The sequence below is a fragment of the Niveispirillum fermenti genome (assembly GCF_052474395.1).
This window is the reverse complement of record NZ_CP156679.1, coordinates 598,662-615,399: the sequence shown is the minus strand read 5'-3', so window position 1 is coordinate 615,399 and position 16,738 is coordinate 598,662. Positions and strand designations below refer to the sequence as shown.

General features: G+C 66.5%; 18 protein-coding genes. 11 read left to right on the top strand and 7 right to left on the bottom strand.

The window, feature by feature from the left end:
• The first annotated feature begins 3 nt into the window (after window positions 1-3).
• Together ABC728_RS06995 and ABC728_RS06990 are read left to right on the top strand one after the other, a co-directional pair.
• Entirely contained in the window at window positions 4-801 is a 798-nt protein-coding gene (locus ABC728_RS06995; protein WP_416617725.1) for an SDR family NAD(P)-dependent oxidoreductase, read from the top strand.
• A gap of 40 nt (window positions 802-841) precedes the next feature.
• Window positions 842-1,603 (top strand): SDR family NAD(P)-dependent oxidoreductase, encoded by a 762-nt coding sequence (locus ABC728_RS06990; RefSeq protein WP_416617724.1) that lies wholly within the window; start codon window positions 842-844, stop codon window positions 1,601-1,603.
• Window positions 1,604-1,665: 62 nt separating this feature from the next.
• Here the strand turns inward: ABC728_RS06990 and ABC728_RS06985 are convergent, their stop codons facing one another.
• From ABC728_RS06985 to ABC728_RS06975, 3 genes are read right to left on the bottom strand one after another with little or no spacing between them, the layout of a single operon-like run.
• The gene (locus ABC728_RS06985) at window positions 1,666-1,851 is read right to left on the bottom strand and encodes a DUF2783 domain-containing protein (RefSeq protein WP_416617723.1); all 186 of its coding nucleotides are present in this window, start codon (window positions 1,849-1,851) and stop codon (window positions 1,666-1,668) included.
• Window positions 1,848-3,452, bottom strand: a complete 1,605-nt coding sequence (locus ABC728_RS06980) for an FAD-dependent oxidoreductase (RefSeq protein WP_416617722.1) — start codon at window positions 3,450-3,452, stop codon at window positions 1,848-1,850. The genes ABC728_RS06985 and ABC728_RS06980 overlap by 4 nt, the downstream gene beginning before the upstream one ends.
• Before the next feature lie 5 nt (window positions 3,453-3,457).
• On the bottom strand, window positions 3,458-4,417 hold the full coding sequence (locus ABC728_RS06975; protein WP_416617721.1) for an MBL fold metallo-hydrolase: 960 nt from the start codon (window positions 4,415-4,417) through the stop codon (window positions 3,458-3,460).
• Between the two features lie 149 nt (window positions 4,418-4,566).
• On the opposite strand from ABC728_RS06975, the gene ABC728_RS06970 reads away from it, so the two are divergent.
• The 8 genes from ABC728_RS06970 to ABC728_RS06935 all read left to right on the top strand — a co-directional run bounded on the left by ABC728_RS06970 (window position 4,567) and on the right by ABC728_RS06935 (window position 10,257).
• Window positions 4,567-5,298, top strand: a complete 732-nt coding sequence (locus ABC728_RS06970; RefSeq protein WP_416617720.1) for a helix-turn-helix transcriptional regulator — start codon at window positions 4,567-4,569, stop codon at window positions 5,296-5,298.
• Window positions 5,299-5,441: 143 nt separating this feature from the next.
• Window positions 5,442-6,422 carry a 1,2-phenylacetyl-CoA epoxidase subunit PaaA gene (gene paaA / locus ABC728_RS06965; protein ID WP_416617719.1) on the top strand — a complete coding sequence of 327 codons (981 nt, stop codon included), beginning with the start codon at window positions 5,442-5,444 and terminating at the stop codon, window positions 6,420-6,422.
• Between the two features lie 51 nt (window positions 6,423-6,473).
• Complete coding sequence (gene paaB / locus ABC728_RS06960) at window positions 6,474-6,758, top strand: 1,2-phenylacetyl-CoA epoxidase subunit PaaB (RefSeq protein ID WP_416617718.1); 285 nt, start codon at window positions 6,474-6,476, stop codon at window positions 6,756-6,758.
• A gap of 76 nt (window positions 6,759-6,834) precedes the next feature.
• Window positions 6,835-7,590 (top strand): 1,2-phenylacetyl-CoA epoxidase subunit PaaC, encoded by a 756-nt coding sequence (gene paaC, locus ABC728_RS06955; RefSeq protein ID WP_416617717.1) that lies wholly within the window; start codon window positions 6,835-6,837, stop codon window positions 7,588-7,590.
• 4 nt (window positions 7,591-7,594) lie between these two features.
• Complete coding sequence (gene paaD, locus ABC728_RS06950) at window positions 7,595-8,080, top strand: 1,2-phenylacetyl-CoA epoxidase subunit PaaD (RefSeq protein ID WP_416617716.1); 486 nt, start codon at window positions 7,595-7,597, stop codon at window positions 8,078-8,080.
• A 14-nt stretch (window positions 8,081-8,094) separates the two neighbouring features.
• Window positions 8,095-9,171 (top strand): 1,2-phenylacetyl-CoA epoxidase subunit PaaE, encoded by a 1,077-nt coding sequence (gene paaE / locus ABC728_RS06945; protein ID WP_416617715.1) that lies wholly within the window; start codon window positions 8,095-8,097, stop codon window positions 9,169-9,171.
• Window positions 9,161-9,940, top strand: a complete 780-nt coding sequence (locus tag ABC728_RS06940; RefSeq protein WP_416617714.1) for an enoyl-CoA hydratase-related protein — start codon at window positions 9,161-9,163, stop codon at window positions 9,938-9,940. The genes paaE and ABC728_RS06940 overlap by 11 nt, the downstream gene beginning before the upstream one ends.
• Window positions 9,941-9,954: 14 nt before the next feature.
• On the top strand, window positions 9,955-10,257 hold the full coding sequence (locus ABC728_RS06935; protein WP_416617713.1) for an EthD family reductase: 303 nt from the start codon (window positions 9,955-9,957) through the stop codon (window positions 10,255-10,257).
• A 32-nt stretch (window positions 10,258-10,289) separates the two neighbouring features.
• Here ABC728_RS06935 and paaY read toward each other — a convergent pair whose 3' ends face one another.
• Entirely contained in the window at window positions 10,290-10,883 is a 594-nt protein-coding gene (paaY, locus tag ABC728_RS06930) for a phenylacetic acid degradation protein PaaY (RefSeq protein ID WP_416617712.1), read from the bottom strand.
• Between the two features lie 94 nt (window positions 10,884-10,977).
• Here paaY and ABC728_RS06925 point away from each other — a divergent pair, with 94 nt between their 5' ends.
• Window positions 10,978-11,571: a TetR/AcrR family transcriptional regulator gene (locus tag ABC728_RS06925; RefSeq protein WP_416617711.1), complete on the top strand. Its 594-nt coding sequence runs from the start codon at window positions 10,978-10,980 to the stop codon at window positions 11,569-11,571.
• A gap of 247 nt (window positions 11,572-11,818) precedes the next feature.
• Here ABC728_RS06925 and lpdA read toward each other — a convergent pair whose 3' ends face one another.
• The 3 genes from lpdA to ABC728_RS06910 form a co-directional block, all read right to left on the bottom strand.
• The gene (gene lpdA / locus ABC728_RS06920) at window positions 11,819-13,222 is read right to left on the bottom strand and encodes a dihydrolipoyl dehydrogenase (protein ID WP_416617710.1); all 1,404 of its coding nucleotides are present in this window, start codon (window positions 13,220-13,222) and stop codon (window positions 11,819-11,821) included.
• Entirely contained in the window at window positions 13,222-14,481 is a 1,260-nt protein-coding gene (locus tag ABC728_RS06915; RefSeq protein WP_416617709.1) for a dihydrolipoamide acetyltransferase family protein, read from the bottom strand. Before ABC728_RS06915 ends, lpdA begins: the two co-directional genes overlap by 1 nt.
• 77 nt (window positions 14,482-14,558) lie before the next feature.
• Window positions 14,559-16,649, bottom strand: a complete 2,091-nt coding sequence (locus tag ABC728_RS06910) for a thiamine pyrophosphate-dependent enzyme (RefSeq protein ID WP_416617708.1) — start codon at window positions 16,647-16,649, stop codon at window positions 14,559-14,561.
• Window positions 16,650-16,738: the final 89 nt, after the last annotated feature.

Genomic DNA, 16,738 nt, shown 5'->3' with positions numbered 1-16,738 from the left:
ACCATGACCACATTTAAGGGCAAGACCGCCATCGTGCTGGGCGCCAGCAAGCGCGACAATATGGGCCAGGTCATCGCCGACCGGCTTCTGAAGGAAGGGGCGACCGTCATTGTCGGCGGGCGCGACGCGGCCGAACTGGACCGTTACGCCGCCGCCAGCGGTGCCATCGCCGTTGCCTGCGACATTACCGACAAGGCCGATATCCAGAAACTGGCCGACGCCGCGCTATCGCAGTCGGGCCGCGTGGATATCGCCGTCAATGCGGCCGGGTGGGGCTATGCCTCCCCCTTCCTGGACATGCCGGAAGACGCGCTGCGCACCATCATGGATATTCAGTTCAAGGGCGCCTTCCAGTTCCTGCAGGTGATGGTGGGGGCCATGCAGCCGACCGGCGGGTCGATCATCCAGATCAGTTCCGCCACGGCCACCATCATGACCTACAATTATGCGGCCTATATGGGCACCAAGGCCGGCATCGACCATGTCGTCCGGGCCGTGGCGAACGAGTTCGGGGACAAGGGCATCCGCGTCAATTCCATCTCCCCCGGCCTGACGGAAACGCCGATGACCCAGGGCGTGTTCAAGCTGCCGGCCGTGGTCGATGCCTTTGTGGACTGCTATCCGCTGGGCCGCATCGGCACGTCGGACGACATCGCCGCCGCCACCGTCTGGCTCGCATCGGACGAATGCTTCATGACGGGTGAGAATTTGCAGGTGAATGGCGGTCTGACCCTGCGCGCCAACCCCACCCCCAAGCAGCGCGACGCCGCCATCCGTGACGCCCAGCGCCGCGCCGGCTGACGCGGTACCCTTCCAGAACGTTACGAACAGGATAGACACCATGGATCTCGGACTGGCCGGCAAGAAGGCCATCGTGACAGGATCGACCCGCGGCATCGGCCGGCAGACGGTGGAACTGCTGGCGGCCGAAGGCTGTGCCGTCGCCATCGGTTCACGCAACGCCGACGCGGTGGCCGAAACGGTGGCCGCCATCCAGGCGGCCGGCGGCACGGCGGTGGGTGCCCCCGTCGATGTCAGCGATGGCCCCGCCTATCGCCAATGGATCGCCGACATGGGCGAACAGTTGGGCGGCGTCGATATCTTCATCCATAATGTGTCCGGCGGCGCCGGCATGGATGGGGAAGCAAGCTGGTATCGCTGTTTCGAAGGCGATGTGATGGGCGCCTTCCGCGGTTGCGAGGCCGTGATGCCCTTCATGGAAAAGGCCGGCGGCGGCTCCATCATCTTCATGAGCACGACGGCAGCCGTGGAAACCTTCATGGCTCCCATGGCCTACAACGCCCTGAAAGGCTCCCTGATCATCTATGCCAAGCAATTGTCGCAGGTGCTGATGGCGAAGAACATCCGCGTCAACGTCGTTTCCCCCGGCCCCATCTTCATCGAAGGCGGGTCCTGGGACCGGATCAAGGAGAACCGGCCGGAGGTCTATGCCCAGAATGTCGCCGTGCAGCCCAGCAACCGCCTGGGCACGCCGGCGGAGGTGGCGACATGCCTGACTTTCCTGGCCAGCGATGCCGCCGGCTGGGTCACCGGCATCAATCTTGTCGTCGATGGCGGTTATACCAAGCGCGTCCAGCTTTGACGGGAACCGTGGCGGGTCACAATGGAATGGCCCGCCACGGCGGACACGGGGATGCACGCCGCCTATCCCGCCGCCTGCAAGGCCTGACGCAGCACGTCCCTGTCGCCGATATGGTTGGCCAGGACAAGGATCAGACGCGCGTTGACAGCCAGGCTGTCCGCATCGGTGCGCCCCTGGTGCAGGGCCAGCAGTTCGGCATAGAACCCGTCCGGGTCCGGGATGTTGGGTGTCAGGATCAATGCGGTCATGACTTAAACCCCCGGGCTTTGCGGCAGGCATGGGCAACGACGCCGGCATCGGGACGGTGCCACCGCGCCGCGACATACTGGTCCGGCCGGAACAGATAGGCAGCACCCGGCATCAGCCCATAGCGCTGTGCCGCCGCACCCGCTGCTTCGACGGGCAGCAGGCGCACATCGTCCGGCACCGGGCCTTCCCAGCCATCGGCCATCAGGACGAACCCGTCCCCCAGCCTTTCCAGCAGCCAGCCATCCTCCAGCGCCATGTCAACGGCCGGGCTGCCCGGCGCCACGCCGGCCCCGTGCCAGTCCTGCATGTCGGGGCTGTTCAGCGGGCTGTGGGGATAGCTGACGGGCGTGGACAGACGGCCGGAATTGACCATGGGCCGCGCGAACGGTTGCCGGCCCGCCAGTTCCAGCACGGCATCACGGAACAGCGTGCTGACCGCCGATTTCGGCGTCAGGAAATCGGTGGACCGGCTGGAGTTCAGGATATTCTCATCTGCCGTCACGACGGCTTCATGATCATAGCTTTCCAGCAGGTCGGGACCGGCCAGCCCCTTCAACACCAGATCCAGCTTCCAGCCCAGATTGTCGATATCGGCCACTCCCCCATTGCATCCCCGCGCCCCGAACGGGGAGACGAGGTGCGCACTGTCGCCCGCGAAGATCACGCGACCATGCAGGAACCGCCGCATGCGCCGGCATTGGAAGGTATAGAGGCTGGTCCAGACGGGCTCGAACACGACATCGTCACCCAGCATGGCGCGCACCAGGCGGGTGACATTGGCCGGGTCCAGCGCCTTTTCCCGATCGATGTTCCAGCCAAGCTGAAAATCCAGCCGCCAGACATCGTCCGGCTGCCGGTGCAGCAGCGCTGACTGTCCGGGATTGAAGGGCGGATCGAACCAGAACCAGCGTTCCGCCGGCCGGTCCCCCTTCATGGCGATATCGGCGATCAGGAAATGATCCTCGAACACCCGTCCGTCGAAATCCAGGCCCATCAGGGAACGCACGGCCGACCGGCTGCCATCGCAGGCCACCACCCAGCCGGCCCGCAACCGATAGGGGTCGCCACCTGCATCGACCGACAGTTCCACCCCATCGGCATCGGGCCGCACGCCCGTGACGGCATGCCCCCAGCGGAGTTCCACATTGGACAGGCCCGCCACGGCCCGCCAGAGATATTCCTCAACATGATATTGCTGGATATTGACGAATCCCGGCCGCTTCTGCCCCTTCACGGGCAGCATGTCGAACTGGAACACGGGCTCGGTCTCCGCGCCGCGGAAGACCTTGCCGACATTCCACACGACGCCCTTCTCCGTGATGGCGTCACCCACGCCCAGCCGGTCGAAAATATCCAGCGAGCGTTTTGAAAAGCAGATGGCCTTTGAGCCGGCGGGAATGAAATCCAGCCGGTTCAGCACCACGACCCGGTGACCCCGCCGCCCCAGGTCCAGTGCCATGGCAAGGCCGACCGGCCCGGCCCCGACGATGACGACCGGAACCGCGGAGTTGCCGGCATCATCGACGCCGGCAACCGGTGGCGGGCTGGCACCGATATGGTGCCAGACGGGAATGTGTCCTTGACTGGCCGTTCCGTTCATGGCCCTCACCCCTGCAACAGTGCCCAAACCTCGCGGTCGCGCTCCATGGTCCAGACCCGGGGCCAGTCGATGCCATCCATCTCATCCCAAAGACGCTGAACGTTGAACGGCAGGCAATGTTCAAAGATGGGCCAATGGCCAAAGGTGGGGGCCAATGCCCGGTGCGTCGCCTCAAATGCTTCCTTCAGGCTGCCGCCGGCCGCATGCACGGGGCCGACCTGGGTGATCATCCCGGTCAGGAAGCCGCGCGTCTGTTCGATCGCGGCCTCCACGGCCGCCGGCCCGCGCGCCACGGCACCGCGGCCGCCGACAAGCTGTTCCGCCCCGAACGCCCGGATACGATCCAGCGTGCCGGCGGACCAATCCATATGGAAGGCGTCGCCGGTGTAAAGGGCGGCCTCCGCCTCCACCAGATCACCGGCGAACAGACTTTTCGTCTTGCCGTGCCAGGCCACGATGTCGCCGGCCGTGTGCCCGCGCCCGCAGAAGCGCAGTTCCAGGGTTCCACGCGACCCGCCCAGTTCGATCTCCAGACCATTGTCGAATGACAGGTCGGGGAAGGTCAGGCCGGGGATTTCTTCCGCCCCCTTGAACAGGCGCGGCATGCGCCCCTGTTCGCTGTCCCAATCCGCTTGCCCGCGCTCGTGGATCAGCCTGCGCGTCGGGGCACTGGCCAGCACCGTGTCGGCGCCGAAGGCCCCCGCCCCCAAGGCGCGCACCGCGTGATAATGGGTCAGCACCAGATAGCGCACGGGCTTGTCGGTATGCTGGCGCAGTTTGGCCAGCCAGTCGCGCGCCGATGACGGCGTGGCACGCGCGTCGATGCAGACCAGGAAATCCTCGCCCTCCACCGCCCCGACATTGGGGTCCCCTTCCGCCGTCAGGGCATAGACCCCGTCGGACACGATCTCCAGCGTCTCCTGCTTTTCCGCCAGATCGGCGGAGGATGCGAATGCCTTGCTCATCTGTCTGGTTTCTTCCATACGGTTCCGGGCTCGCCTTGGCGCCAGGATAGACGGCGGCGGCCGATCGGTTTGTCATCGGAATTGATGACAGGCCGACCGGATGGCGTTACGCATAAAGGGTGACCCCGCGGCTCCGGAGCCCTTGCGCCATGCTGGACCTCACCCCTGACAGGATCGCCGGCCTGCTGGATGCCATCGGCACCCCGCATCTGGCCACGCGCATGCTGGCGGTGGCGCGGCTGCGGCTGCCCGTGGTGGAACTGTTCGCCTATGCGGGGGCCGAGGGGGCTACCCCGCAACCCCTTCTCAGCCATGGGCTGGACGGTCAGTCCGAACGCCGGGCCCGTTCCTTCGCCAGCCATTTCCACATTGCCGACCCGGTGCGCGACACGCGCGCCACCACGCCACCGGGTGGCAGCTTCGTCACCCGGGTCCGCAGCGGTCAGATCAGCCGCGGCGACTATCGCTGGCAATGTTTCGAGAAGCCCGGCTTTGCGGAAAAAATCTGCTTCGGCTGGCGCGACGGACCACAGGACTATGTCCTCAGCTTCTACCTGACGGAACCGGCACCGGCGGACATGGCATCCCTGCCGGCATTCGGCAGCCTGTGCATGGGCATCCTGCTGCGCCATGCCCGTCAGGTGACGGCGGCGGGAAGCCCCCTGCCCGACCGGCTGGAAGCCCGGCTGGCCCAGGCCCATCCCACCCTGACGGCACGCGAACGCCGGGTCTGCGCCCTGCTGCTGGCCGGTGCGACAGCCGATCAGGCCGGTGAAAGCCTGGGCATCAGCGCCAACAGCGTGCTGACCTACCGCCGGCGGGCCTGCGCCCGCCTGGGCCTGTCCTCGCCGGCCCAACTGCTGGACGGCGTCCTGCACTGACCCCTGCCTAGGGGACGCTTTTTGCCCCGCCGGACATCCTTCGTCCAGCCCGCGATTGGCATGCGTATTCTTGCACTAAATTAATTGACCGTCTGGTCGGACTATTTTATGGTGACCCCAGAGAACAGCGAAGGGGCCACCCGATGTATACGACCGAGTTTCAAAAGCAGGCAGCCGTCGCCACGGCCGAACCGGCGGAACTTCTGGCCGCGTTCGAGGCGCGGGTGGCCGCCGACGATTTCATCGAGCCCAAGGACTGGATGCCCGAGGCCTATCGCCGGACGCTTGTGCGGCAGATGTCGCAACATGCGCATTCCGAAGTGGTCGGCATGCTGCCCGAAGGCAACTGGATCACCCGCGCCCCCTCGTTGCGCCGCAAGGCCGTGCTGTTGGCCAAGGTCCAGGACGAGGGCGGGCATGCGCTCTATCTCTATTCCGCGACGGAGACGCTTGGCACCTCGCGGGAGGAGATGATCGACGCGCTGCATAGCGGCCGGGCCAAATATTCCACGATCTTCAACTATCCGACCCTGACCTGGGCCGATATCGGCGCCATCGGCTGGCTGGTGGATGGTGCCGCCATCATGAACCAGGTGCCCCTGCAGCGCACTTCCTACGGTCCCTATGCCCGCGCGATGGTGCGCATCTGCAAGGAAGAGAGCTTCCACCAGCGCCAGGGCTACGAGATCATGATGGCGCTGGCCGCCGGCACGCCGGACCAGAAGCGCATGGCGCAGGATGCGCTGAACCGCTGGTGGTGGCCGTCGCTGATGATGTTCGGCCCGCCGGATGACAATTCGCCCAATTCGGCGCAGTCCATGCGCTGGCGGATCAAGCGTGACACGAACGACCAGCTTCGCCAGAAATTCGTCGATGTCACCGTTCCACAGGCCGAAGCCATCGGCCTGACCGTGCCGGATGCCGACCTGAAATGGGATGCGGCGCGTGGGCATTACGATTTCGGCGCCATCGACTGGGAAGAATTCTACGCCGTGGTGCGCGGTGAGGGACCTGTGGCGCGCGAACGCATGCAGGCCCGCCGCAAGGCCTGGGACGATGGCGCCTGGGTCCGCGAGGCCGCGACGGCGCATGCCGAAAAGCAACGGGCACGCCACGCCGCCTGAGCCCTTTCCCGCATCGCCGGCAACAAGGCCCAACGATAAGGAATTTAACTGATGTCCATGCAATGGCCCCTCTGGGAAGTCTTCATCCGTACCAAGAACGGCCTGTCGCACCGGCATGTCGGGTCTGTCCATGCCGCCGATCCGGACATGGCGATCCGCCACGCCCGCGACACCTATACCCGCCGGATGGAAGGCGTCAGCCTGTGGGTGGTGCCGTCGGCCCAGATCACGGCATCCGATCCGGCCCAGTCGGGTCCGCTGTTCGAGCCGGCAGCCGACAAGGTTTACCGCCATCCGACCTTCTACACCGTGCCGGACCATATCAAGCATATCTGACGGCGGACGGCGGGCCACCGTCCCGCCCAGACTGCCGCCGACATGTCCGGCACCGTTCACCATCAAGGGTCATCCCATGTCCGACACCACCTGTTTCGACTATCTCCTGCGCCTTGGCGATGACAGCCTGGTCCTGGGCCAGCGGCTGGGGGAATGGTGCGGGCACGCGCCGACGCTGGAAATCGACCTGTCGCTGGCCAATGTGGCGCTCGACCTGATCGGGCAGGCCACCTATCTGCTGGGCCATGCCGGTACGGTGGAAGGACAGGGCCGTGACGCCGATCGTCTGGCCTTCCATCGCGATGCGCTGGATTTCCGCAATTGCCTGCTCGTGGAACAGCCCAATGGCGATTTTGCGCAGACCATCGCGCGGCAATTCCTGTTCTCCACCTATCAGCGCCTGCTGTTCGACGGGCTGACGCGGTCCACCGACAGCCATCTGGCCGCCATCGCCGCCAAATCCGTCAAGGAAGTGGCCTATCACGCCGACCTGGCCGCCGGCTGGGTGGTGCGCCTGGGCGACGGCACGGCGGAAAGCCGCCAGCGCATGATCGACGGGCTGGAATGGATGGTCCGCTTCGTGGATGAATTGTTCATGACCGATGCGGTGGAAACCGATCTGGTGGCGCGCGGCATCGCCGTCGATCGCACGGCCCTGCGCCCGGCCTTCGATGCCGCGGTAACCGCCGTGCTGGAACAGGCCACGCTGCCGCCGCTGCCGGCCCACCGCCCCGTGACCGGCGGGCGCCGGGGCCACCATACCGAGCATCTGGGCCATCTGCTGGCCCCGATGCAGCACCTGCAGCGCTCCTATCCCAACGCGACCTGGTGACACCATGACCACCCCCGTCGATCCCGGCCAGGTCATGGATGTGCTGGCCACCGTGCCGGACCCGGAAATCCCGGTCGTGTCCATTGTCGATCTGGGTATCGTGCGGGGGGTGGATGCCGGACGCGGCTCCGTGCTGCTGACGCCGACCTATACCGGGTGCCCGGCAACGCTGGCCATCGAGATGGCGGTGCGCAGCACCCTGGCGGCCCATGGGCTGGGTCATCTGGCGGTGGAAACCGTGCTGTCGCCGCCCTGGACCACAGACTGGATCAGCGATGCGGGCCGGGAGAAGCTGCGTGCCTACGGCATCGCCCCGCCGCCCAAGGGATCGGCTGCCACCAACCTGCGCGGCCAGCCCATGCCCACCCCCTGCCCCCGCTGCGGTTCCACCCGCACAGTGGAGGTCAGCCGCTTCGGTTCCACACCCTGCAAGGCGCTGTGGCGCTGCGAGGATTGCCTGGAACCGTTCGACCGTTTCAAATGCCATTGAGGGGCCAAGAACCCATGTCCACCGGCTTCCATCCCCTGACCATCGCGGAGGTGCGGCGCGAAACCGCCGACGCCGTTTCCATCCGCTTCGACGTGCCCGACGCGCTGAAGCCGCTGTTTGCCTTCAAGCCTGGCCAGCATCTGACGCTGCGCGCCGATCTGGACGGGCAGGATGTGCGCCGCAACTATTCCGTCTGCGTCGCCCCGCAGGATGGTGAATTGCGGGTCGCCATCAAGCGGGTGACCGGCGGCCAGTTCTCCAGCTTCGCCAACGCGAAACTGGAACCCGGCATGGTGGTGGAAGTGATGCCGCCATTGGGGGCCTTCACCTGGACCTTCGATCCATCGGCCCGCAACCATTATGTCGGCTTCGCCGGCGGGTCAGGCATCACGCCCGTGCTGTCCTTGCTGAAGGCAGCATTGCTGAGCGAGCCGGAAAGCCGCTTCACCCTGCTTTACGGCAACCGCGACACCGCCTCCATCATCTTCCTGGAGGAACTGGCCGGCCTGAAGGACCGGTTCATGGGTCGCCTCAACATCCTGCATTTCCTGGAGGATGAGGAGGAGGAGATCGACCTGTTCAATGGCCGGCTGGATGCGGCCAAGTGCGCCGAGCTTCTGGAACATGTCATTCCTGTCGCGGATGTGGCCGCCTTTTTCATCTGCGGCCCCGGCCCCATGATGGACGCGGTGGAGGCGAGCCTGCTGGAACGCGGCGTGGCGCGGGAAAAGGTGTTGCTGGAGCGGTTCACCGTGGACCGGCCCGACGCGGCCCGGCTGGCTGCCAATGCCGCCCGCGCCGCCGAGGCGGCAGGGTCACGGGTCACCCTGATCCTGGACGGACGCCGCCGCCATGTCAGCTTCGATCCGACCCTCGGCAACATCCTGGAAAATGCCCGTGCCGCGGGAATGCCGGCCCCCTATGCCTGCAAGGCCGGGGTTTGCGCCACCTGCCGGGCCAAGCTGGTCAGCGGCAAGGTGGAGATGGGCGCCAATTACGGCCTGTCGGAAGCCGAGGTCGCGGCAGGCTATATCCTGACCTGCCAGTCGGTGCCCGTCGGATCGGATGTCGTGGTCGATTATGACGGCTAAGGACCATCTGCTGATCGAAACGCCGTCCGATGGCGTGCGCCTGCTGCGGCTGAATCGGCCCGACCGGCGCAATGCCCTGGCGACACCGCTGTTGTCCCGTCTTGCCAGGGCGCTGGAAGAAGCGGCGCTGGATGAAACCATCCGTGTCGTGGTCCTCACCGGGGACGGGACGGTCTTCGCGGCCGGGGCGGATATCCGCGAACTGGCCGCATCGGGTCCCGACGATGCGCCCCATGGTCCCCGGCAGGAGGCCTGGGACCGCATCCGTGACTGCCCCAAGCCACTGATCGCCGCCGTGGAGGGTTGGTGCCTGGGGGCCGGGTGTGAGCTTCTGATGTGCTGCGACCTGTCGGTTGCGGGCGAAGGTGCCAGGTTCGGCCAGCCGGAAAGCAGCCTGGGCATCATGCCTGGCGCCGGCGGAACAGCGACGCTGCCCCGTCTGGTCGGCCGCCAGCTTGCCATGCGCATGGTACTGACCGGCGAGATGATCGACACGGCCCGCGCCGTGGAGGCCGGGCTGGTCGGCGAGGCCGTGCCCGCCGGCCAGGCGCTGGATCGCGCCCTGGATTTGGCGCGCACCATCGCCGGACGGGCACCGGTGGCGTTGCGGATGGCAAAGGCCAGCGTCAGGGCCGCCTTCGACCTGCCCCACGGTGATCACCTGCTGTTCGAGCGGCGGCGTTTCCTGTCGCTGCTGGGCACCGGGGACAAGCAGGAAGGCGTTGCCGCCTTTCTTGAGAAACGCAAGCCCGTCTGGCAGGGACGGTAACAACAGGAGGACCCATGAAGAAGCTGATCGCGCTTTACCGGAAACCCGACGATGTTGAGGCCTTCCTGAAGCATTACAATGAGGTCCATCTGCCGCTGGTGGCCCGGACACCGGGCCTGCTGCGCACCGTCATCAACCGCGTCACGTCGGCGCCGATGGGCGGAGAACCGGCCTATTTCATGATCGCGGAAATGCATTTCGCCGATCAGGACAGCTTCGACGCCGCCATGAAGTCTCCGGAAAACCGGGCGGCGGGCAAGGATCTGATGGGTTTTGCCCGTGATATCGTGACGTTGCTGGTGGCGGACGTGGATTGACGTCCGCCATTCCTATCGCTTTCCCCTCAAACTTACCTTGCTTTGTCCAGGGTGACATGGCCGCCCGCGAACCGCGGGCGGTCCTTTTCCATTTCGCGCAGCGGTTCCACCTCGGCCAGCGTTTCATGGCAGCGGCGGGCCAGTTCCTGGTACTCGGCCGTCCCGTGGGACTTCCAGGCGATCTCCTTCTCCGTCAGGTCGCGCATGACGCGGGCCGGAGAGCCGGCGACCAGGGTGCGGGCCGGCACCACCATCCCCGCCTTCACGAAGGACATGGCCGCCACCAGGCTTTCAGCCCCGATGACGGCCCCATCCATCACCACCGCATTCATGCCGACCAGCGCGTTGCGGCCGACCCGGCAGCCGTGAAGGACGGCACCATGGCCGACATGGCCATCCTGCTCCACAACACAATCGGCGCCGGGGAAACTGTGCATGACGCAGTTATCCTGAACATTTGCACCGTTCTCCACGACCAGCCGGCCGAAATCGCCCCGCAGGGCGGCACCGGGGCCGATATAGCAGCGGGGCCCGATAATCACGTCGCCGATCAGGCTGGCCGTGGGATGGACGAAGGCCGTGGGGTCCACCACAGGCACCAGCCCGTCGAAGCGATAACAGGGCATGAAGGCAATCCTTTCATTGATTTCTTGTTGCCCGGTGGTGACTTATGGTCCATCACCGCCGTCGGCGGACAAGCTTTGCAGAACCGGAACAGGCATGGCACGCAAGCAGGCAGCGGACTATGAACAGCGCCGCGAGGCAATCATCGACCGGGCGGCGGCGCTTTTCGCCGCCAAGGGGTTCCTGGGCAGTTCCGTCGCCGACCTGGCCGAAGCGTGCAGCACGTCGAAGTCGCTGATATACCACTATTATCCGTCGAAGGAGGATATCCTTCACGCCGTCATGGCGTCGCATGTGGAACAATTGTCGATGGCTGCGGGGGAAGTAGCCGGCATGAAGCTGCCGGCGGCGGAAAGGCTGCGGCAATTGTCGCGGCGCTTCATGCGGCTTTATGTCGGGGCGGCGGCGCGGCAGAAGGTGCTGCTAAACGATCTGGCGCACCTGCCGGCCGAACGCCGGGCAGAAATCGTGACGGGGCAGCGCGCCCTGGTGGCCATGGTGGAAGACATCCTGGCCGACCTGCGCCCTTCCCTGGCCGATGATGCCGCGCATCGCCGCACGGCCGCGATGCTGTTCTTCGGCATGATCAACTGGACCCACACCTGGATGAAACCCGCCGGCCCGCTGGGTGCCGACGAAATCGCCGACATGGCTACCGGCATGGTGCTGAACGGCATCGGCGGCATCTGAAACCTGTTTGCGCGCGCCGCAACCTCTTATACCAACTTGCGATGAGTAGAACTCATCGCAAGTTGGTCCGGCGGCGACTGCCACAGCACCGCTCGTGCGGCGCAGCCAAGCCAACGAATGTTGGCGCCGGCGATTGAGGGCGGTGACCAGAACCAATAGGTTCTGGTCACCGCAAAATAGAATTAGAGTTTGTCCGGCAGGGGGCGCACCGGCCGAGGCCCCCTGCTTTCCCGCATCCTGCTGTTCCTCACATATGGATCGGCTTGCCGATGGCGGCCATGGCGGCTTCCTTCAAGGCCTCGGCATGGGTGGGATGGGCGTGGCAGGTCAGGGCGATATCCTCCGCCGTGGCGCCGAACGCCATGGCCTGGGTCGCCTGGGCGATCATGGTGCCTGCCAAGGCACCGATGATATGCACGCCCAGCACCCGGCCATCGTCACCCGCCAGCACCTTCACGAAACCATCGGTTTCCCTGTTGGCCTTGGCCCGGCTGTTCGCGGCGAAGGGGAACCTGCCGGCCGTATAGCGGGTGCCGGCCTGCTTCAATGCCTCCTCCGTCTGGCCGATGCTGGCCACTTCCGGATCGGTGTACATGACCGACGGGATCAGGGCGTGATCGACGAAGCCGGTGCGGCCGGCAATGGCATCGGCACAGGCGATGGCCTCCTCCTCCGCCTTGTGGGCCAGCATCGGGCCTTCCACCACATCACCGATGGCCCGGATGCCCGGCACCTTCGTCCGGAATTCGCCATCAACGGGAATGCGGCCCCGCGCGTCCAGCGCGATACCCACATCCTCCAGCCCCAGCCCGGCTGTGAGGGGACGGCGTCCCGCCGCCAGAAGCAGGCGGTCGGCCTCGATCCGTTCCGTGGCCCCGCCCGCCACGGGTGCAACGGTCAGTACCACGCCGCCGGCCGCCGGTGTCTCAACCGAGACCAGCCGGGTGCCGGTGCGGATGGCCAGTCCCTGGCGGACCAGCAGCCGATGGGCGGCGTCCGCCACCTCCCCGTCCAGGCCGGGTGCGATGCGGTCGGCCATATCCAGCACGGTGACCGCACTGCCCAGCCGGCTGTAGATGGACCCCATCTCCAGCCCGATGAAGCCCGCTCCCAGCACCACCAGCCGGCCGGGAACGGAGGGCAGGTCCAGCGCTTCGGTTGATGTCACGATGCGGTCGCCATCCACCGCGACACCCGGCAGGGGCATGACCTCCGATCCCGTGGCGATCAGGATTTCCGCCGTCTCCAGCACCCGTTCACCGCCATCGGCCAGCGCGACGGCCACGCGGCCGGGGCCGGGGATGCGGCCCGTACCCTCCACCCGCTCCACCTTGTTCTTCCGGAAAAGGCCCTGGATGCCGCCGGTCAGCTCCGACACGGCCTTGTCCTTCTCCGCCCGCATCGCGTCCAGGTCGAGCCCGACCTCCGGCAACCGGATGCCGAAGCGCGCCATGTGGCCGCCCCGCGCCTGGGCGTAGAGGTGGGAGGCATGCAGCAGCGACTTGGACGGAATGCAGCCGACATTCAGACAGGTGCCGCCCAGCGTCGCACGTTTCTCCACGCAGGCGACGCGCAGCCCGTTCTGCGCGGCACGGATGGCGGCGACATAGCCGCCGGGCCCGGCGCCGATGACGACGAGATCGTAGCGCATCAACCGTTCCCCTGCGGCCAGTTTTCCAGGACCTCTACGAAGCGCGACAACCAGCCATTGGTCTGGTGTCCATCGACGACGCGATGGTCGATGGTCAGGGACACGAAGGCCATGGGCCGGATCTGGATCGTGTCCACGCCGCCCACCTCGCGCACCACGACACGCTTTTCCAGCTTGCCGATGCCCAGAATGGCCGATTGCGGCTGGTTGATGATGATGGGCGTGGCGACCAGGGAGCCGGAAACCCCGTGGTTGGAAATGGTGAAGGTGCCACCGCGCATGTCCGCCGGGTTCAGCCTGCCCCCGCGCGCCCGGTCGGTCAGGTCCTGCAGGCGAGAGGCGATGCCCTTCAGGGAAAGGTCCTGCGCCCCCCGCACCACGGGCACGACCAGACCCTTGTCACCCAGCGCCGTACCGATGCCGATATTCACATCGTCGAAGATCTCCAGATGGTCATCATGCCAGCGGCTGTTGATGGACGGGGCCACCTTCATGGCCTCCACACAGGCGGCGATGAAATAGGCGGTGAAGGTCAGGTTGATGCCGGCCTTCTCGAACGACGCCTTGTTGGCACGGCGATGGGCCATGATGGCGCTGAAATCCGCCTCGAATACGGCCGTGACATGCGGGGCAACGGAAAGCGAATGCGACATATGCTCGGCGATGCGCCGGCGCATGCTGTCATGCGGAACCGTATGGGACCGGACGCCCGCCGACGGGGTGTCAGTCATGGCCGGCGAGGCCGCGACAGGGGCCGGCGGGGCCGCGACAGGGGCCGCCAAGGGCGCGGCCGGCCGGGCCGCCTGCTCGGCGGCCGCGCGTTCGATATCGGCACGGGTGACCCGGCCGGCATGGCCGCTGCCCTTCACGCCGGCAGGGTCGATGCCGAATTCCTTGGCCGCACGCTTGGCCGATGGCGAAAGACGGGTTTCGCCCCCTGTGGGGGCAGTGGCCACGGCCGCCGGCGCCACGCTGGTTGTGGCGGGGACGGACGCCGATGCAGCGGCTGCTTCGACCGCCGCTTGCCCGGCGGGACGCAGGCGGCCCAGCAGCGCGCCGGGTGCCGCCTCATTGTCGCTGGTCAACAGGATCTCGGTCAGGATGCCAGCCGCGGGCGCCGGCACCTCCTGGGTCACCTTGTCGGTTTCCAGTTCGACCAGCGGTTCGTCCAGCGCCACGGTGTCGCCCACTTTCTTCAGCCAGGCGCGCACGGTGGCCTTGGTCCCCTCCTGCTCCCTGGGTGCCAGAATGTCGATCACGGTTTGGTTCCTTATCGGGGGAATGTCGGGGTCGCGGGGCCGGGTGGCGGGGTCGGGACCCGGCCCGCTGACCATCATCAGAAGGCGATCAGTGCGTCGATCTTGGCGCGGATGCGATCCACCGACGGCACGGCCCAGTCCAGCAATACCGGGTTATGCGGGCTGGGAATGTCGGGCATGGTCAGGCGGGCGACGGGGGCATCCAGGTCCAGGAACACCTTGTCGGCCACCACGGCCGCGATCTCCGCCCCGAAGCCGGCCGTCTGGATGTCCTCATGCACGATCAGGCAGCGCCGCGTGCGGCTCACCGATGCCAGCACGGCCGCCTCGTCCCACGGCATCAGGGTCCGCAGGTCGATGACATGCACCGACCGCCCCTCGGCCGCCGCCTGGCAGCGCGGTGCCATGGCGCCCCAGGTAACGATGGTCAGGTCGTCGCCCTCGGCCAGGGATCTGGACTTGCCGAATTCCAGCACGTAATCGTCACCCGGCCAGGCACGACGGGCCCAGGCATCGTCCAGCATGGCGCGATGCTCGAAGAACAGCACCGGGTCGTTGCCGCGCAGGGCCGCGCGCAGCAGCCCGACGGCGTCCTCCGCATTGGACGGCACGGCCACCTTCCAGCCGGGCGCGTGGCAGAACTGCACCTCGTTGGTCTGGCTGTGCCAGGGGTCGCCGCACTTGAAGAAGCCGCCGGGCACGCGCAGCACCATGGGCGAGGCGAAGCGGTTGTTGGTGCGCCAGCGCATCGTGCCGCAATCGTTGATCTGCTCCATGGCCGGCTCGGCATATTTGCGGAACTGGATTTCCGGTACGGGCACCAGCCCGGCCAGCGCCATGCCCACGGCCCGGCCGACGATCCCTTCCTCCGACAGGCTGGTATCGAATACGCGGGTCGTGCCGTACTTTTCCTGCAGGCCCAGCGTCACGGCATGCACGCCGCCCTTCGGCCCGATATCCTCCCCGAACAGCACGACGCGGGGGTTCAGCGTCATTTCCTGATCCAGCGTGCGGCGGATGGCGGTCACCATGTTCAGGCGCTGCCCCTCCGGCCGGGGGTCCGCCGTTGATCGCGGCGGCACATAGCCGTGCGACCATTGTCCGCCCTGGGACTGGATTTCCCCCTCCTCGGCGAAGACATGGCGGACCACGCCTTCGGGATCGGCCACGGGACGGGCCTCGGCCCTCCGGCGCGCGGCCTCCACCTCTGCCCTGGCATTGGCGGCGATGGCCTCCCACTCCTCCTCCTCCAGCAGGGCCGGCACGAGGTATTCCTTCAGGCGCGGTAGCGGGTCGCGCGCCCATTCCGACGCCACGAAATCCGGCGATTTGTAGGTCTGCGTGTCCTGAAAGGAATGGCCCTGCAGGCGTGGCACCGTCAGGCGCAGCAGGCAGGGACCCTTGCGGTCGCGGACATGCGCCACGGCCTGCGACACCAGGCGGGCGGCCTCTGCCGGTTCGGCCCCGTCGCCGGCCAGGATCGTCAGCCCCTTGAAACTGGCCAGGTTGGCGGCGATGTTGCCACCCGGCGTCTGCATGATCGACGGGACGGAGATGCCGTAGCCATTGTCCTCGATATAGAACAGCATCGGCAATTGCTGGGTCGTCGCGATGGTCAGCGCCGCCCAGAACCCGTTGGATGCAACCGACCCGTCACCCCCCAGCACCACGGCCAGGGCCTGATCATACTCTGGCTGCTTCAGCACGCGGGCATAATAGTCGATGGCCTGCGCCCAGCCAGCCGTCGGCGTGTATTGCGCCCCCACCCCGCCGCACATGGGCAGGGCCTGGGCGCCGTGCGGGTTGGGATAATTGAAGACGACACCGATGTCCCGGCCGTCGGAATACCCGCCCGAACGCCCCATGGACGATCCCAGCGCATCCTCGATATCGACACCCAGCGACAGCAGCATGGGACGCGAGCGGTAATAACCGCACGCCGCGTCGTGTCTGTCGGTCAGGCGGGAACCCAGCAGGATCTGCGCCATGTCATGTCCGCGGGCGGAGAACTGGTAGAGCACCTTGCGCTCCGGCACCAGAACCTTCTCCTCCAACTCGTCCAGCGTGCGCGAGATATGCAGCAGGTGGGCAACACGGCGCCAGTCATAGGACGGATCGGGCGTGTTGCGCGGCACTTCGTCCACGGCGCGACGGGTCTGTGCGATCATGGGGTTCCCCAGGGGCTGGAATTAGATGACCGTCCGGTCGATCTGTAAATTATAGCCACTATCGGATGGGGAAACTTTGCGAAGCACAG

Excerpts from the sequence above, each read along its gene's own strand:
- paaE (WP_416617715.1), top strand. The coding sequence starts at position 8,095 with ATGTCCACCGGCTTCCATCCCCTGACCATCGCGGAGGTGCGGCGCGAA.
- ABC728_RS06970 (WP_416617720.1), top strand. The coding sequence starts at position 4,567 with ATGCTGGACCTCACCCCTGACAGGATCGCCGGCCTGCTGGATGCCATC.
- paaA (WP_416617719.1), top strand. The coding sequence starts at position 5,442 with ATGTATACGACCGAGTTTCAAAAGCAGGCAGCCGTCGCCACGGCCGAA.
- ABC728_RS06935 (WP_416617713.1), top strand. The coding sequence starts at position 9,955 with ATGAAGAAGCTGATCGCGCTTTACCGGAAACCCGACGATGTTGAGGCC.
- ABC728_RS06990 (WP_416617724.1), top strand. The coding sequence starts at position 842 with ATGGATCTCGGACTGGCCGGCAAGAAGGCCATCGTGACAGGATCGACC.
- paaY (WP_416617712.1), bottom strand. The coding sequence starts at position 10,883 with ATGCCCTGTTATCGCTTCGACGGGCTGGTGCCTGTGGTGGACCCCACG.
- ABC728_RS06910 (WP_416617708.1), bottom strand. The coding sequence starts at position 16,649 with ATGATCGCACAGACCCGTCGCGCCGTGGACGAAGTGCCGCGCAACACG.
- paaD (WP_416617716.1), top strand. The coding sequence starts at position 7,595 with ATGACCACCCCCGTCGATCCCGGCCAGGTCATGGATGTGCTGGCCACC.
- ABC728_RS06980 (WP_416617722.1), bottom strand. The coding sequence starts at position 3,452 with ATGAACGGAACGGCCAGTCAAGGACACATTCCCGTCTGGCACCATATC.
- paaB (WP_416617718.1), top strand. The coding sequence starts at position 6,474 with ATGTCCATGCAATGGCCCCTCTGGGAAGTCTTCATCCGTACCAAGAAC.
- ABC728_RS06940 (WP_416617714.1), top strand. The coding sequence starts at position 9,161 with ATGACGGCTAAGGACCATCTGCTGATCGAAACGCCGTCCGATGGCGTG.
- ABC728_RS06925 (WP_416617711.1), top strand. The coding sequence starts at position 10,978 with ATGGCACGCAAGCAGGCAGCGGACTATGAACAGCGCCGCGAGGCAATC.
- ABC728_RS06995 (WP_416617725.1), top strand. The coding sequence starts at position 4 with ATGACCACATTTAAGGGCAAGACCGCCATCGTGCTGGGCGCCAGCAAG.
- ABC728_RS06975 (WP_416617721.1), bottom strand. The coding sequence starts at position 4,417 with ATGAGCAAGGCATTCGCATCCTCCGCCGATCTGGCGGAAAAGCAGGAG.
- ABC728_RS06985 (WP_416617723.1), bottom strand. The coding sequence starts at position 1,851 with ATGACCGCATTGATCCTGACACCCAACATCCCGGACCCGGACGGGTTC.
- paaC (WP_416617717.1), top strand. The coding sequence starts at position 6,835 with ATGTCCGACACCACCTGTTTCGACTATCTCCTGCGCCTTGGCGATGAC.
- lpdA (WP_416617710.1), bottom strand. The coding sequence starts at position 13,222 with ATGCGCTACGATCTCGTCGTCATCGGCGCCGGGCCCGGCGGCTATGTC.